The sequence below is a fragment of the Flavobacterium aquidurense genome (assembly GCF_002217195.1).
GTDB lineage: Bacteria > Bacteroidota > Bacteroidia > Flavobacteriales > Flavobacteriaceae > Flavobacterium > Flavobacterium frigidimaris.
This window is the reverse complement of sequence record NZ_MUGR01000004.1, coordinates 32,663-49,486: the sequence shown is the minus strand read 5'-3', so window position 1 is coordinate 49,486 and position 16,824 is coordinate 32,663. Positions and strand designations below refer to the sequence as shown.

Annotated in this window: 15 protein-coding genes; 10 read left to right on the top strand and 5 right to left on the bottom strand. The window is 33.1% G+C overall.

Going from position 1 to position 16,824, the window contains the following annotated elements; all coding sequences use genetic code 11:
- Positions 1 to 82 precede the first annotated feature (82 nt).
- Together B0A67_RS25140 and B0A67_RS02770 are read right to left on the bottom strand one after the other, a co-directional pair.
- Positions 83 to 832 (bottom strand): hypothetical protein, encoded by a 750-nt coding sequence (locus tag B0A67_RS25140; RefSeq protein WP_242670916.1) that lies wholly within the window; start codon positions 830 to 832, stop codon positions 83 to 85.
- A 163-nt stretch (positions 833 to 995) separates the two neighbouring features.
- Positions 996 to 1,436, bottom strand: a complete 441-nt coding sequence (locus tag B0A67_RS02770; RefSeq protein ID WP_072959491.1) for a hypothetical protein — start codon at positions 1,434 to 1,436, stop codon at positions 996 to 998.
- 237 nt (positions 1,437 to 1,673) lie between these two features.
- Here B0A67_RS02770 and B0A67_RS02765 point away from each other — a divergent pair, with 237 nt between their 5' ends.
- From B0A67_RS02765 to B0A67_RS02750, 4 genes are all read left to right on the top strand, one after another.
- Positions 1,674 to 2,468: a DUF4274 domain-containing protein gene (locus B0A67_RS02765; RefSeq protein WP_072959488.1), complete on the top strand. Its 795-nt coding sequence runs from the start codon at positions 1,674 to 1,676 to the stop codon at positions 2,466 to 2,468.
- Positions 2,469 to 2,607: 139 nt separating this feature from the next.
- Positions 2,608 to 3,024 (top strand): hypothetical protein, encoded by a 417-nt coding sequence (locus B0A67_RS02760; protein WP_072959485.1) that lies wholly within the window; start codon positions 2,608 to 2,610, stop codon positions 3,022 to 3,024.
- Positions 3,025 to 3,110: 86 nt separating this feature from the next.
- Positions 3,111 to 4,145 (top strand): 2-hydroxyacid dehydrogenase, encoded by a 1,035-nt coding sequence (locus B0A67_RS02755; RefSeq protein WP_072959481.1) that lies wholly within the window; start codon positions 3,111 to 3,113, stop codon positions 4,143 to 4,145.
- 30 nt (positions 4,146 to 4,175) lie between these two features.
- Complete coding sequence (locus tag B0A67_RS02750) at positions 4,176 to 4,778, top strand: hypothetical protein (protein WP_072959477.1); 603 nt, start codon at positions 4,176 to 4,178, stop codon at positions 4,776 to 4,778.
- 73 nt (positions 4,779 to 4,851) lie between these two features.
- Here B0A67_RS02750 and B0A67_RS02745 read toward each other — a convergent pair whose 3' ends face one another.
- Together B0A67_RS02745 and lysS are read right to left on the bottom strand one after the other, a co-directional pair.
- Entirely contained in the window at positions 4,852 to 5,316 is a 465-nt protein-coding gene (locus B0A67_RS02745) for a hypothetical protein (RefSeq protein WP_072959473.1), read from the bottom strand.
- 142 nt (positions 5,317 to 5,458) lie between these two features.
- Positions 5,459 to 7,162, bottom strand: coding sequence for a lysine--tRNA ligase (gene lysS / locus B0A67_RS02740; RefSeq protein WP_072959470.1), 1,704 nt, complete (start codon positions 7,160 to 7,162; stop codon positions 5,459 to 5,461).
- A 305-nt stretch (positions 7,163 to 7,467) separates the two neighbouring features.
- Here lysS and B0A67_RS02735 point away from each other — a divergent pair, with 305 nt between their 5' ends.
- The 4 genes from B0A67_RS02735 (at position 7,468) to B0A67_RS02720 (ending at position 10,877) form a co-directional block, all read left to right on the top strand.
- Positions 7,468 to 8,211 (top strand): hypothetical protein, encoded by a 744-nt coding sequence (locus B0A67_RS02735; protein WP_242670915.1) that lies wholly within the window; start codon positions 7,468 to 7,470, stop codon positions 8,209 to 8,211.
- 75 nt (positions 8,212 to 8,286) lie between these two features.
- Positions 8,287 to 9,042: a hypothetical protein gene (locus tag B0A67_RS02730; RefSeq protein ID WP_072959467.1), complete on the top strand. Its 756-nt coding sequence runs from the start codon at positions 8,287 to 8,289 to the stop codon at positions 9,040 to 9,042.
- Positions 9,043 to 9,047: 5 nt separating this feature from the next.
- A complete protein-coding gene (gene lipB / locus B0A67_RS02725) occupies positions 9,048 to 9,746 on the top strand; it encodes a lipoyl(octanoyl) transferase LipB (protein ID WP_072959463.1) in 699 nt (232 codons plus the stop codon).
- Between the two features lie 276 nt (positions 9,747 to 10,022).
- On the top strand, positions 10,023 to 10,877 hold the full coding sequence (locus tag B0A67_RS02720; RefSeq protein ID WP_089069504.1) for a nuclear transport factor 2 family protein: 855 nt from the start codon (positions 10,023 to 10,025) through the stop codon (positions 10,875 to 10,877).
- 53 nt (positions 10,878 to 10,930) lie between these two features.
- Here the strand turns inward: B0A67_RS02720 and B0A67_RS02715 are convergent, their stop codons facing one another.
- Complete coding sequence (locus tag B0A67_RS02715) at positions 10,931 to 11,593, bottom strand: ribonuclease HII (protein ID WP_072959456.1); 663 nt, start codon at positions 11,591 to 11,593, stop codon at positions 10,931 to 10,933.
- A gap of 370 nt (positions 11,594 to 11,963) precedes the next feature.
- Between B0A67_RS02715 and B0A67_RS02710 the strand changes: the two genes are divergently transcribed.
- Together B0A67_RS02710 and B0A67_RS02705 are read left to right on the top strand one after the other, a co-directional pair.
- Positions 11,964 to 15,068 carry a SusC/RagA family TonB-linked outer membrane protein gene (locus tag B0A67_RS02710; RefSeq protein WP_072959453.1) on the top strand — a complete coding sequence of 1,035 codons (3,105 nt, stop codon included), beginning with the start codon at positions 11,964 to 11,966 and terminating at the stop codon, positions 15,066 to 15,068.
- A 9-nt stretch (positions 15,069 to 15,077) separates the two neighbouring features.
- Entirely contained in the window at positions 15,078 to 16,670 is a 1,593-nt protein-coding gene (locus B0A67_RS02705; protein WP_072959450.1) for a RagB/SusD family nutrient uptake outer membrane protein, read from the top strand.
- The last annotated feature ends 154 nt before the right edge of the window (positions 16,671 to 16,824 follow it).

Below are 16,824 nucleotides of genomic sequence, written 5' to 3'. Positions count from 1 at the left end.
TAAATATAAGAAAAATCAATGTGTAAAACAAAAAAAAACTGCCCGAAATTACTTTTCGGACAGCCTCTTTTTTTGATCTCAATTACATTTTATCTTTTCGGTGATCTTTCATTTTATCCTTACGCTCTTTTTGAATCGCAGTCCATTTTTTATATTGATCTGCATTCAAAATAGATTTCATTTTTGTATCAAAAGCGTTGTGATCTTCGGTCATTTGTTTTTTTATGGCCTCTTTATCAGCTGCAGTTGGTTTTATTCCTGTATCTCTTCGGCTTTTTTCAAGCATTGCCATTTTGGTGCTTCTGTCAGATAAAAGTTCACCAATTTGTTTTTGCTGATCAGTATTTAAACTTAAATCAGTTGTTAATTTTTGCAGACGTGCCTGATCGCGTTCCTGCGGAGATTTCATATCTCTTTTGCCTTTGTGATCCCCTTTTCTGTTGCGATCTTTATGCTCTTTTTTAAGAGCTGTCCATTTCGTATACTGATCGGCATTTAAAATAGCTTTCATTTTAGCATCGTTTGCAGCTCTTTCAGTTTCTATTTGTTTTTTAAAAGCTTCTCTTTCTTCAGCAGTTGGTTTTGTTTTGCTGTCTTTTCGGGCATCTTTAAACTTTTCTGCTTTAGTGCTTCTTTCAGCTAATAATTGTTTTACCTGATCCTGTTGTTTTTTATCTAAACTCAATTCAGAAGTTAATTTTTGCAAATGTTTCTCGTTACGCTGTTCGGGAGTTAAATTTTCTCTTTGATCACGTGTCGGTTTTTGCTTGACGTCCTGCGCAAAACTTACTATTCCAACGAACAATAAAGCTGCGATAAATAATTTTTTCATAATTCGTTTTTTTAAAGGTTTATACCCATTAGACTTCAAGAACTTTGCTACGTTTAATTGTCTTGTCAGATTTATCTTTTAATTAACTAAAACTATTAACAAAAGCATAATTTGTCTTTGAAATAAAAAAGAGGCTTAAGTAGCCTCTCCTTACAAATTATAATTATTCTTTATCTTTTTGATACTCTTTCATTTTCTCTCTGGTCTTGTCTTTGTTTTCTTCCTGCATAGACGTCCATTTTTTGTACTGATCTGTATTTAAGACAGCTTTCATTTTTGCATCGTTGGCATCTTTTTCGGCAACCATTTGTTTTTTGAAAGCTTCTTTTTCCGCCGCAGTAAGTTTTACATTACTGTCTTTTCGGTCTTTTCGTTCCTCTCTTAATTTGTCTGCTTTTGCACTTCTTTCAGCTAAAAGTTGTTTAACCTGAGCTTGCTGACTGGTATCTAAATTTAAATCAGTAGTCAGTTTTTGCAAATGTTTCTCATTTCGTTGTTCCGGAGTTAATTTTTCTCTTTGCTGACGAGTAGGTTTTTGATCTGCGTCTTGTGCAAAACTTGCTACTCCAACGAATAACAAAGCTGCGATAAATAGTTTTTTCATGATGTACGTTCTTTAATTGTTATGCCAATTAGACTTTATAAAAAACAATAGGTTTAATCTGATTATCAGAATTATATAATTATTTAACAAAACGAAAAATTATCTCTTAATATTATAGAGGATCTATCGTACTTTTAATTGTTGTAAATTATATTTGATCATAATGGTTTTTACACGAATAGGTTTTAAATTTGCTATGCTTTTAGGATTTTGAAAATAGAATAACAAAAGAAAAGTATGCAAGAATCATTCAATAAGAAAAATAAAAACCGTGTTCTTAAAGCTGTAAATTATGAAATGTCGTATCAAAAATTGACTGCTTCGGAATTGCATCAATTTGTACAGCATTGGAATTATGACGACGGAATTGAACCTTTTGAATGGGTTATCAAACAAAAATATCTGGATAAGGGCACTGCGCTTTGTTTATACTGGATGTTACAGCCAGATTATTTTTGCAGGTTTAAAAACGAAGATGAAATAAAAGGAGGTGGAAATTATGGGCATTATAAGCTGATAAAAGAAATAGAAGAAAGATATTGCTCCGGCTTTTATGAAGATGCGAATTTTTCTTTTGATCCAAAGGGAGAGTTTCTTGATGAAAATTCTAATTTAAAATGTATTCCGTTAGAAATGCTTGCACAGCCCGAGGGAAGTATTTTTGAACGAATAGATATTGAGTTTGCTTTTTTAAGAAATCCTAATGAAAAGGAATTAAAAACAATTGAGACTAAAATAGCGGATGCTATAAAAATTATTCAGATTTCAAATCCTGATTTTGTTTATGGTCACACTGCCGCTACTATAGAAGTGATAATAGAAAGTGTAGAATATTGGAAAACGAAAGAATTAGGAAAGATAAAAATTAAGAACCTCTCTTATTTATGGATGGATTGTCTTCATAAAAAACACAATTGGGATTGGATTATTTGGGATTGGGAAACGGGAAATAATGTAGGTGTTACAAATAGTACAAAAGAACTAACCTGTTTGTCAGACACTATTATCAATCATACCATAGATGGGTTTTAGCCTTCTTCGATAATCGCAGATTTATATACAGATTTAGAAGGAGTCACTAATTTTTATGATTTAAAAAGAGATCCTTACAGCGGTATTGGATTGCTTTTTAGTACAGATCACTTAAAATTCAGAGCATAAATAATATCTCATGACACTAAGAAAAATTATTGTTGAAGAAAATGTTTATCTCTACAAATGCGTAACGGGATTTGGACTTAATACAGAGATCGCAACATTTGAAATAACGGTATTCTTAGAAAATTATAAACAAACCCCGTTGAAAATTAATTTTACTACCTGGGAAGATTTGTATGCCGGAAACCCTTTAAAAACAGGTATAAAGCTAACTAAATTAGCAACCAAAGAAGAAGAATTTGTAAACTTGAACAGGCCTAAATATAGTAGAGAGTTTATTTTATATGGTTTGAAAATGGGATGGGACGGGAAAAATAAACTCGCTTCTATTGATGGTTTAGAAGTCCTTAAAAGTTTAGGTTATGATGTCTCTGTTTTATATCCAAAAGAAGGAATTATTATGGTGCATGGCAAGGAATATCTAAAATAAACTGATTTTTTTAGGATCAGAAATTTACTTCAGGATTAATTCCGTAATTTAGTAAAACTTCAAGTCAGGAAATAAAAACAACTTTTATGAGCTTAAATACCACACCCAATAATAATAATAATAATAAAATCGCCTTTTTTTCAACACAGCCTTATGACAAAGCTTTCTTCAACAAGCATAATATTGAGTTTGGTTTTGAATTGGATTTTTTTGAAACACAGCTAAATCCTCAGACCGTTATTTTGATCGAAAATGCGACTATCGTTTGCGTTTTTGTGAACGATATCGTAAACGAGACAGTGATTAAACAATTGGCAGAAAAAGGCGTGAAAATTATTGCGTTGCGTTGTGCCGGTTTCAATAACGTCGATCTTGAAGCAGCAAAAAAATATAACGTAAAAGTATGTCGTGTTCCGGCATATTCACCTCAGGCTGTTGCAGAGCACGCTATTGCGATGATTTTAACTTTAAACAGAAAAACACATAAAGCGTACAACAGGGTCAGAGAGCAAAATTTTTCGCTAAACGGATTATTAGGTTTTGATTTGTTCGGAAAAACAATCGGAATCATTGGAACGGGAAATATAGGGAAAGCTTTTGCAAAAATCGCTTTAGGTTTTGGATGTAAAGTTTTGGCTTATGATATTGTAACGAATCCGGAGATGGAAAAAGACGGAGTAAAGTTTGTCTCTATAGAAGAAATCTTCAAATCGAGCGATATTATCTCATTGCATTGCCCATTAAATGAACAAACCAAGCATATCATTAATAAAAAGTCTATCGATGAAATGAAAGATAGCGTAATGATTATCAATACAAGCCGTGGCGGATTAATAGAAACTTCTTCTGTAATTGAAGGTTTAAAAGAAGGTAAAATTGGTTATCTCGGAATCGATGTTTACGAGCAGGAAGAAAAACTATTCTTCAGAGATCTCTCTGCTGATATTATTCAGGACGATGCAATTCAGCGTTTAATGAGTTTTCCGAATGTTTTGGTTACAGCGCATCAGGCCTTTTTTACCAACGAAGCTTTAACTCAGATTGCTTTGGTCACTTTCAATAATATAAAATCTTTGCTAACCCATAATGATATTGAGAATAAAGCAGCTTTACTTGTTTAGGATGAATGTTGAACTTTAAAAAGAAAAAATATGAAAAATAAAATTTTAGTGGCAGTTATGATTCTGGGAATGATCTCATGCCAAAACAAAGATAAAACCGACTCAAATAGTGTAATCAAAACAATTGCCGAAGATACCTTATCAAAAACCGTTGCCGGAACTGCAGATGTAAGCGATGCACCAGCAAAAGAGGACAAAGCAGTCGACTTGATTCGTAAACAATTGAATATTCTATTAAAGACAGATCTTCCGGCAATGACAAAAGACGACAGATTCTTTTACTACGAAGCTTTCGATTTGAATAATGATAAAAAAGACGAATATTTCGTTGGTTTCTCTAATCCTTATTTTTGTGGAAGCGGAGGTTGCACCGGATATATCCTAAATAATGATGGAAGTGTAATTAACAGGTTTACTGTAACTGATTTTCCAATTTTGGTTGCCACTTCAGTATCCGATAAATTTTATGATCTTATATTTGAGACTGGAGGAAAATTTCATCTTCTAAAAATGAAAAACGGAAAATATCCTTCAAACCCATCCGTTCAGGAAGTTTGGAAAGGCGAGGCTCCTAAGGAAAGTACGAAGGTTTTAGATATTCAGGGAAAGAAATTAGAGAAGTATTCGTTTTAATGTACTAATGCCCACAAATAGTGTCTGACTTTTTGGGGGCGGTTCAGATTGAAATCTGTCGGGTTTAGAAAAACTATTTTTTATCTCGTTCAGCCCTTTTTATTGAAATATAAGTTTCGGTATCTGAAATTATTTCATGAAGAGTTTTATCTGAATTTTTAGCTAAATTATTTAGGGAACCATAAAATGCCTTTACATGTAATCCTACCCAATCCCGATTGTCAATATTTGAACAATAAAAATGAATTTTACATAGCTTTTTAATATCGTCTTCAATATTTGAAATATCAAGGTATATTTTTAGAATGTTTGAAAAGTTATTTTTATTGCGAATAGTTTTATATTCAAATAAGATGTTTTTATTGTCTATTTGATATTCAAAAAAACCAAGGTTATTTTCTTTTAATCCTTGAAATCGAACTTTTAATATTCTGAAAATTTTTTGTTTTCTCTTTGAAGGAATCTTTTTAGCAATAACTTTTTGAAAGTAAATTTGATAGCAGATAAATGTCGAAAATATAATAATAATTAGAGGCATCGGGGCAGTATTTTAGACATAAAACCCGACAGGTTTTAAAACCTGTCGGGTTTGAATATTATTAGACACCAATTTTGGAATTTGGACCCGAGCGTTAGCGAACAGGCGAAGCAATTTTTAAAAATTGGAATTTTTAAAGAATCTACTCCACCAATTCCACAAACTTAAACTCACCTTCAACAGCCACTTTCGTCAAACCGTGTTTAGATAAGTTTTTCATAGAAGCATCCCATTTTTTACCGCTTAAATTCGCAGTAATTTTTAGTTGCTGAAGATCCATTTTGTTTTCATTTCCTTTCAATAAATCTACGATAAATTTTTCTTCATCAGACAATTCAATCTGAGCTTGTTTTTTCTCCGGACGCATTTGCGGGAACAATAAAACTTCCTGAATCGATGCGTTGTTTGTTAAGTACATAATCAAACGGTCCATACCAATTCCCATTCCGGATGTTGGCGGCATACCATATTCTAATGCTCTTAAAAAATCTTCATCAATAACTCCATTTGCTTCATCATCACCTTTTTCAGCCAAACGCATTTGGTCTTCAAAACGCTCACGCTGATCAATTGGGTCATTTAGTTCAGAATAAGCATTTGCAATTTCTTTACCACAAACCATCAATTCAAAACGTTCAGTAAGATCTGGATTATCGCGGTGCTCTTTACAAAGAGGCGACATTTCTTTAGGATAATCAGTAATAAAAGTTGGCTGAATATAATTCCCTTCGCATTTAGCGCCAAAAATCTCATCAATCAATTTTCCTTTCCCCATTGTTTTATCAACGTCAATTCCCATTCCTCTGGCAGCTTCGAACAATTCTTCTTCGCTTTTTCCAGAGATATCAAAACCGGTAAAATGTTTGATAGAATCTGTCATTGTAACACGAGCGTAAGGCGCTTTAAAGTTAATTTGGTGTTCACCAAAAGTAACTTCGCTGGTTCCGTTTACAGCAATGGCACAATGCTCAAGCAAACCTTCAGCAAATTCCATCATCCAGTTGTAGTCTTTGTAGGCTACATATATTTCCATAGCGGTAAATTCAGGATTATGTGTTCTGTCCATACCTTCATTTCTAAAGTTTTTCGAGAATTCATAAACACCGTCAAATCCACCAACAATTAATCTTTTCAAATACAATTCGTTTGCAATACGCATATAAAGCGGAATATCAAGCGAATTATGATGCGTCGTAAAAGGTCTCGCTGCAGCTCCACCAGGAATCGATTGTAAAACCGGAGTTTCAACTTCAAGATATCCTGCATCGTTAAAATAACCACGCATTGCAGTATATAACTTTGTACGTTTGATAAAGTTTTCTTTAACCTGCGGATTCACTGTTAAATCTACATAACGCATTCTGTAACGTAATTCCGGGTCATTAAAAGCATCGTGTACATTTCCTTCTTCATCAACTTTTGGTAAAGGCAACGGACGTAATGTTTTACTCAGGAAAGTAAATCCGTCAACACGAATACATTGCGCGCCCACTTTTGTGGTAAACAATTCCCCTTCAACACCAATAAAGTCACCTAAATCAGTTAGTTTTTTAAATACCGTGTTGTATAAAGTTTTATCGTCACCTTCGCATAAAACATCACGATTCACGTACAATTGTATACGTCCTTCGCTATCCTGTAATTCAGCAAAACAAGCTTTACCCTGATCTCTAACACTCATCAAACGTCCGGCAACAATAACCTTCTTACCCTCTTCAAACGACTCCTTTATTTGCTTTGAAGTATGATTTACAGGAAAAAGATTAGCTGGATAAGGATTGATTCCTAAGTTGCGTAAGTTTTGAAGTTTTTCTCTTCGGATGATTTCTTGTTCTGATAATGCCATTTTGTGCTCTTTTTTAAGTGTGCAAAGATAAAGAAAAGAATGTAGATTTCAGAATGCAGGTTTTAGATTTTTTGAAGCAGTAATTTATTGCATTTCAAAGACCTTTTGTCCCGCTATTCATTTCAATCTTTTATGCCGAACATCGGCACAAAAGGATTTTCATTTCTATCGGGGCTAGAGTAGAAATTTAAGTTTTTAAAAGACAATTTAGTGGGAACGTCATCGGTCAATTTTGACTAAATAAATATTTTTGTAAGAAATTAATTGGAAATCGGAGTATCTTAGCTTCTCACAAGTTTTAGAAAATGAAATACATATCAGCCTTACTAATTATAATGCTCCTCACAAGCTGTCAGGTTACAGAAACGATAAACATCAATCCGGACGGAAGCGGCACTATTGAAGTTTTTCAATTACGCGACGAAAATAGTTATTTGCAATTAGGACGTCCTTATTCTGATTCTGAAAAATTTAAAGATTCAATATTTGTTTTTCAGGATTATATAACAAAGTATGCAGCAACTTTTGCAAAATTTAATAAATCTGACCAGGCATTGTTTCAGGAACATGCCAATGTAAAAATGCATATTAAAGTGGATCCGGTTCAAATGGAAAATTTTAATGTAATTTCTTCTGACTTTAAAAAAATAGAAGAAATACCTAATCTTTATGAAAGTCTTAGTTTGGCAAATTCTTTAAAAGAAAATTATCCGGTTTCAAAAGAATCTTTTAAAATAAAATATACTTTCGATGGTTTTACTTTCAAAAGAAATCTTCTAATTGTTGATCAGCAAAAGTTTGATAAGGACAAAAAAATGCTGGAAGAAAGAAAAAAAATGTATGCTAAGTATAAATTGGCGCAATCTTATACTTTAAAATATCATTTTCCAAGAGCAATAAAATCGGTCTCAAACGAAAAAGCGATTATTAGCTCAGATAAAAAAAACAATGACATTGCAATTTCAACTTTCAGATTGTTTACAAAATCCGGAAATAACGAATCTGGAAGTGGTTTTAGAGCAAAAAGACCTTCAGTAGTGTCGTCTTAGTATCTTAGAACCTTAGTTTCTTAGAATCTTAAAAAATAAAATAGTCTTCGTATCTTTGATAAAAAATTAGCCATTATGAAATTATACAAGTTACTTAGTTTTTGTTTTGTATTAGCAACATTAACAAGTTGTACTCTAACCGAAAATATTTATGTAAACGATAACGGAACCGGAAAATTTTCTGTAGACATGGATGGTTCCTCTTTAATGGCAATGGCAGGCGATCAGCTTGGTGACCAAATGGGATCGGATGCTAAGAAAAATGTAGATTCTACTTTTACCTTTAAACAATTGTTCGAAGACAAAAAAGACAGTATCTCTAAATTATCTCCTGAAGCTCAAAAAGAACTTAAAAAGCTGGAGAATTTTGTAGTAAATACCAAAATGAACGCAGAAAAAAAAGAGTTTTTAATGACACTTTCTACTGATTTTAAAAACGTAAATGAACTACAAGATGCGGTGCAGGCTTTAAGTGCACTTCAAAAATTAGAAGGAGGTGCAAATTCTTCATCACCTTTTGGAGGTGGCCTGGGAGACAATAGCAGTAAGCTAAGTTATACTTATGACGGTAAGAAATTTACACGTAAAGCAGTAATAGATAAACAAAAATTAGCGGCGAAAGCAAAAGACTCTGCCGCAGATATGTCTAAAATGATTTTTGCTTCATCGAATTATATCATAAAATATCATTTTCCTAAACGAATCAAAAAAGTATCAAACCCAAATGCTTTGTTTAGTGAAGATCGAAAATCAATTACAATTCAATACCCATTCACGGATTATATGGAGAATCCTGAAAAACTTAACTTTGATGTTGAGTTTGAGAAATAATTAAAATGAATAAAAAAATTCAACTTCAGGATTTAGGAAGTAAAGACTATAAATCGACCTGGGAATATCAGGAAGAAATCTTTAAAGACATAGTCGACTTAAAAATCAAAAACAGGAGAGAAGAACTCGATTTGCCAACTCCCAATTATTTGCTTTTTGTAGAACATCCGCATGTTTATACTTTAGGTAAAAGTGGTGATTTGGAAAATTTATTATTAAACGAAAAGCAACTCGAAGCCAAAGGCGCAACCTTTTATAAAATCAATCGTGGCGGCGACATCACGTATCACGGGCCGGGACAAATTGTAGGTTATCCTATTCTGGATCTGGAAAATTTCTTTACCGATATTCATAAATATTTGCGTTTTCTGGAGGAAGCCATAATTCTGACTTTAGAAGAATACGGCTTAAAATGCGGCAGAAGCGAAGGGGAAACAGGAGTATGGCTCGATGCAGGAACTCCATTTGCACGCAAAATTTGTGCGCTTGGCGTACGCGCATCGCGTTGGGTAACCATGCACGGATTTGCCTTAAACGTAAACGTAGATTTAGGATATTTTGATAACATTATCCCGTGTGGAATTCGCGGAAAAGGAGTTACTTCATTGCAAGTAGAACTTGGGGTGGAGAAAGTCGATGAATACGAGGTAAAAGCCAAAATCATAAAACATTTGACTCATTTGTTTGAGGCAGAATTTGTTTAAAAAGCTCATAAAATATCCATAGTATAGAAAATGCTGAAGAGAACGACAATTATCGAATTGCTGTTCCTTCAGCATTTAAATCTATCGTTCGCATTAAAATCGAAGCAACTCAATCTTCTTTCTTTAAATCAAAAAAAAATGATCTTTAAGTTCACTAAAGATGTTTCTGTTTTGTGCCGCCAAATTATAAAAAGGATAATTATTGTATGGTTTTTTATGCTAAATTTGGTTCAATCCTTCTAATAAAAGTTTTAACCAAATCTAATTAAATATCTTATGAGAAAAATCTACTTTATTTGTTTCTTTTTTATGCTTAATAGTCTTTTTGCTCAAAAAAAAGATAAATTATATCCGATTTTGGTTTATGAAAAAGCCTGGTCAGAGCGTAATAGCGATGCAAGATTAAAAATAATAAAGACAATCTGGCTGGAAGAAAGTACTTTTGAGGATCCTTCGGCATCTATAAAAGGAGTGACCCCTTTCAATAACGTTATCAATGAATTTTATAAAAAATTTCCCGATGCTACTATAGTAACTTCCGGTTCTAAAGTAGTAAAAGACAATTATGTAAGCTGGGATTGGAAAATTTTAGATTCAAAAAATAAGCTTATAATGGCAGGTCGTGATTTTGCCAGACTAAATGGTAAAGGACAGGTGAGTAAAATTATTGGTTTTTGGGATTCAGCTGCTGCTTTGTCAGAATCAGAAGTTTTAAAAAATATTGAAACTGATAATTTTAAAGTTGTAGCACAATACTATGAGAGTCTTTTTAAAACAAGGGATTTTACTACAATGGCGCCATTAATAGAAGAAGGTGCAATTTATAGTCAGGCAGAAGGATTGCCTTACGGAGGTACTTATGTTGGTTTTAATGAATGGATGAAAATGTTTATAAAGTCAACTGAATTTCTTGATATGCAAGTAGAAAAAGAACCTGTTTATTTTAGTGATGCAACTAAAAATGAAGTGATTATTTATTTTACAATAAAGTGCAAAGCAAAAAAATCAGGGAAAACACTTTCTATGCCAATCTCAGAACATATTGATTTAAAAAATGGAAAAATTATTGCCATCAGACCATTTTATTTTGATACCAAGCAGTTTGCTGAGTTCTTAAAAAGTAAAAAATAAAAAAGTTAAATCTTGAATGATTAAATGGCTTGTCGATTATATAAGTCATTTAATCATTCAAAATTCAATTCAAGTTGGTCCGGCAAAAGCCTGAAACTCATTCGGTGGTATTTTGTTGTACCGTATTTTCTAATAGCCTCACGATGCTCTTTCGTTGGGTATCCTTTATTCTGTTTCCAGTTGTACATGGGAAACTCTTCATGAATTTGATCCATATATTCATCACGATACGTTTTTGCCAGAACAGAAGCTGCAGCAATGCTGATGTATTTAGAATCTCCTTTTATGATACTCTGATTGGGAATAGATTTTAGTAATTCGATTTCTTTTTTTGAAAACTGCCTGCCAAAAGTATTTTTCAGTCCAAGTTTTGCATTCAGTAAACGATTACCATCCACAATAATAAATTCAGGAACCTGATGTAGTTTCAGGATACATTCCTGCATTCCCTTCATCGATGCATTTAAGATATTTATCTCGTCAATTTCTTTGGGATGTAAGTGTGTAACAGAAAAACAAATGGCATGTTGTTCGATAATGGGTTTTAAAAATACTCTTGTCTTTTCAGACAATTGTTTACTGTCATTTAAAATCAAATTTTCAAAATCAGCAGGTAATATTACAGCCGCTGCAGTTACAGGACCTGCCAGACACCCTCTGCCGGCTTCATCTGTTCCTGTTTCTAAATTAAAACCCGAGAAATTTTTTGCAAGCATTTTTTGTTTTTTTTGAGATACAAATATTATAAAATATTTCTTTTCAATTCTTTAATAATAATTATGGATTTGTCAAAAAAGTAAATAACCTGTTTATTTTGATGATGTTCGTAAAAATAGATATTCTTTTTTGGGAGGTTTACTGATTGATCTTGGTAAATGTTAATTAAATGTTAAATATTGATTTTGATTAAATTTGAAATTTATGCATAAAACAAGGAATTTTTTTATTAAAACGATTGAAATTAATGTTTTTAATGGTATAAATTGATATATGTTTAATTATTTAGATTAAAAATAAGTTAAAATATTTTGGTTTTTTAAGAAATAATTATGATGTTTGTTGCATACTAATTCAAAATAAACTAAAATGAAATTAAAATTACAATGGATTTGTACGCTATTAGTGGCGTTGTCTATGCAGTTTTCTTTCGCTCAGGAAAGAACTGTTACTGGAAAGGTTTCTGATAAAACAGGCGTCATTCCGGGAGTAAATGTTCTCGTAAGGGGAACTAAAGTAAGTACCCAGACAGATTTCGACGGAAGTTATTCGGTGAAAGCAAAAACTGGAGATGTTTTAATATTTTCATACGTAGGTATGAATAATAAAGAAGCTACTGTTGGAACATCAAACAATGTCAATGTTCAATTGGAGTCAGAAGCTCAATTGATGAATGAGGTTGTTGTTGTTGGTTACGGTGTGCAAAAGAGAAAAGAAGTTACGGGTTCTATTTCTAAAATTGCCGGAAGTGACATTGCTAATTTAGTTACTCCAAGTTTTGAGGGAGTTTTAGCAGGTAGAGCAACAGGAGTTCAGGTTTTAACTAATACAGGTCTTCTTGGCGCTGCTCCAAAAATTAGAATTAGAGGTATTGGATCTATTTCCGGAAGTACAGAGCCTTTAATTGTTGTAGATGGTATTCCTATTTATTCTGGAGATATTGGTGGTGTTTCAGCTACAAATGGTTTAGCAGATATCAACCCGGAAGATATTGAATCTTTCGATATCTTAAAGGATGGTGCCGCGACAGCTATTTATGGTTCCAGAGCTGCTAATGGTGTTATCTTGATTACTACTAAAAGCGGAAAAAAAGGTTCTTTAAAAGTAAGTTATTCAAGTGTTTTTGGTGTTGCTAGTGCAGCTAAAAAATACGATTTATTGCAAACTCCGGATTTCATTACTATCTCTAATGAGAAAAGATCGAATGCAGGACTAACTCCTTGGGCTGTAGGAAATACATATAATACAGATTGGCAAAGTGCTGTTTTAAGAAATGCTCCTCAAACAACCCATAATCTTAATTTTAGTGGAGGTTCTGAGAAAACAAAATATTATTTGTCTTTAGGACTTACTGATTTAGATGGTATCAATTTATCAAATAGTATGAAAAAATATTCGATTAGAGCGAATATTGATCAGGATATCAACAGATGGTTAAGTTTTGGGACCAATTTAAATGTGAACAGAACAGAGTATAATGGTTTGAATAGTAATGCAAGTGGATTGTCAGGTAATATTTTTAATACAATCAGACAATTGCCAAACACACCAATTTATGATGCTCTTGATCCAACTGGATATAATCTTGCACCAGGTAATGCTGCTGTTGGTCAGTGGGATAACTTAGCTGCTGTGGGAGATGCTATTACAAATATTATGTATGTTTTGGATCATAATAAATATAAATCAACAACAACAAGAATTATTGCAAGTGTATTTGCAAATGCAAAAATTACTTCTGACTTAAGTTATAAATTACAAGTAAGTGCAGATAATGCTTCAACAGATGGCTTTTATTACTGGAATCCTATTCATGGAGACGGACGTTCATTTAATGGATATGTGTACCAGGAGAATAGAAATCTTTTGAGATGGAACTGGCAAAATATTTTGAATTACAAGCATACTTTTGCTGAAGATCATAATCTTGGTGTAACAGGGGTAGCTGAGTATCAAAAATCACAAGATAAAACATTATGGGGTCAGGGAAGTGATATTATAAGTGACTTCTTTGATAAGAACTTAGTAAATAATAGTTTTAATACTAAAGATACGGGTGGTGGTATTCTAGAAAAAGGAATTATATCATACTTAGGTCGCGTGACATACAACTACAAAGAGAAATATTTTATTCAGGGATCTCTAAGACGTGACGGAATTTCTCAGTTTGAATCGGATGTTAGATACCATAATTTCCCTGGAGTTTCTGCAGGTTGGACAGTTTCTAAAGAAGGGTTTATGGAAGGAATTAACAGTGTAGTTTCTGATTTGAAATTCAGAGGTTCTTATTCTGAAGTGGGTAATGTTGATGTTTTAAACGGAGCATCTTATCCTTCAAAAGATCTTACAATTGGTTCTCCATACGCAGGTTCAAATGGTATTGGTTATTATCAATTCGGAAATCCTTTATTACAATGGGAAACTTCAAGTAAAGTTGACTTTGGTGTAGATTTAGGATTGTTCAACAATCGTTTGACTGTGGCATTTGATTATTATAAAAATGATATTGATAATTTAGTTTTGGCCGCACCAACACCTCCATCTATTGGTATTCCAAACAATACAATCAATCAAAACGTTGGTAAAATGTACAATCAGGGATATGAATTTGCAGTAACTTTCAAAGCTATCAATAATGCAAATTTCAAGTGGGATGTATCTTCTAACGTGACTTTTACTAAAAATAAAGTTACCGCTTTGTATGGTGGGCAACCAATTGTAGGTGGTTCATCTACAGATACAAATATTGCACCTAACATTATTATCAAAGAAGGAGAATCAATTAACTCTTTATATGGGTACAGATATTGGGGCGTTAACACAGCAAATGGTAATCCGGTTTATTACAAAGCTGATGGTAGTTTAGTACAAGGAAATCTTAGTACAACAACCTATGCTGTTTATGACCCTGCTAATCCTGCTAACGTAGCTACAGGAGCATCTTTAGGAACTGCTGATAAAACTATTTTAGGAAATACATTGCCTACATATTATGGCTCTTTTTCATCTACTATGAAGTATAAAAATCTTGATTTTGGTTTCATGTTTAGATTTAGTGGAGGAAATAAAGTTTTCAACGCAACCAGAAGAGAATTAATGAATCAAAATTTCAACAATAATGGTACTGAGATATTAGGAAGATGGCAAAGTGTTGATAATCCTGGAGACGGATGGACACCAAGATTAATTGCTAGTTCTAATACATTTACAAATCTTTCAGGAAATGCCACTACGCGTTTTGTTGAAAAAGGTGATTTTATCTCACTTGATAACATCAGTTTAGGATATACATTACCTAAGTTAGTAATGGACAAAATAGGAGTAGATAACTTTAGATTCTTTGTTCAGGCGCAAAATATCTGGTTAATTACAAAGTATAAAGGTATAAATCCAGAAATGGAAACATCTGGAGTAGATGTGAATGGTACACCACGTGCTAAAGTGATATCAGTTGGATTAAATGTAAGTTTATAATAAAAACATATGAAAAATATAATTAAAACAATGCTACTTTCTGTAGTTATACTCGGGATGAGCTCATGTACAGAAGAAAAAATATTGGATTTAAAACCAGTAAACAATATTCTAAGTCCAGATGCTTTTACAACACCTACGTTGATTTCTACCTACATGAATGGGGTTTATAATGCTGCAGCTATTGGTCAATATAATGCTGCACCAACTAGTCCTAATGGAGGTAGAGGTTATGTTTGGGGAGCTGCGTTTGTAGAGCAAGGTGAAACAAGAGGTGAAGATGTTGTAAATATGCAAACTTTTTATGAGTTAACATACAGAGGGACTTATGATCCAACAACGGCTAATAATGTTTACTACTGGGTTGATGGTTACAGATTAATCAACAGATGTAACATTATGATCGAAGGAACAACAGATGCTGTTGCTAAGGGTATAATTACTCAGGCTGTAGGAAATGATTACATTGGACAAGCTAAATTTTTAAGAGCGATTACGCATTTAGAATTACTTACTTATTTTGCAAAACCATATTTTTTCACCCCTGGCGCTACTCATCCGGGTATTCCTTACAGAGAAGTTGGGGTTAATACAAGTGAAGAAATTAAAACAGAATCGGCAAAACCAAGAAATACAGTTGCTGAAGTTTATGCAAAAGTTTTGACAGATTTAAATGATGCAGAAACGTTAATCACAACTGGTAACTCAACTAGTTTTTCATCAAGAGTTGTTGGTAGAGCTTCTAAATGGGCTGCAATTGCATTCAAAACAAGACTTTATCTTCAAAAGAGAGATTGGGCAAATGTAATAGTTGAAGGAAATAAATTAACTTCAGCTTTTGCAATTACTGCTGATCCTTATGCTCCGTTTCAGAATACTACTGGAAGTGCGCCTAGTAACTCAGAATCTATTTTTTCTATCCAACATTCTGCGATATCTAATCCTGGTTCTAATGCTGCATTGGCTAGTATATTAAAAGATAGGGCTTTAGTGTGTATTAGTCCAATTCTTTGGAGAGATTCTAAATGGTTAGCTGATGATAAACGAAGAGAAAACGGAAAGTTTATTTTTACTCCTGCTTCTGGTATTAAATATTCTAATAAATATACAGACGTTACTAACAGAACAGATGCTGCACCGGTTATTAGGTATGCTGAAGTAGTATTGAACATGGCAGAGGCTCAGGCACGTTTGTCAAATCCAACAGCTGCTTTGACTTTGTTAAACTCTGTAAGAAATAGATCTTTAGCTCTTCCGGCTACTCAAGCATATGTTGCTGCTGATTTTCCTACAGATGCTGCCTTGGTTGCGGGTATTCTTAAAGAAAGAAGAATTGAGTTCTTACAGGAAGGTCGCAGATGGACAGATATTCATAGATTACAAAATGACCCAATACCAGCTATTGCTGATGCTAATAAGGGAGTTCCTGCAAAATTTGCTAATGGCGCACCTGCTGCCGCTGCATATGTATTAGGAAATAGTTTTGTTGTTACTACTCCTGTTGCTGCTATACCATACGAAAATTATAAGTTCTTATGGCCAATACCACAAATTGAATTGAACACTAATCCAGGTTTAGGACAAAATCCGGACTGGAATTAGAAAAAATAAATATTTTGATTTTTTTTTGAAAACCCTCAATCACTTTTCTGATTGGGGGTTTTTACTTCTGCGGATGTGGCCTGAAAAAATAACTCAATAACAATGATTTGTTTTTTTATACGTTTTTATCTTTTACCTTTGCCTGACAAATTTT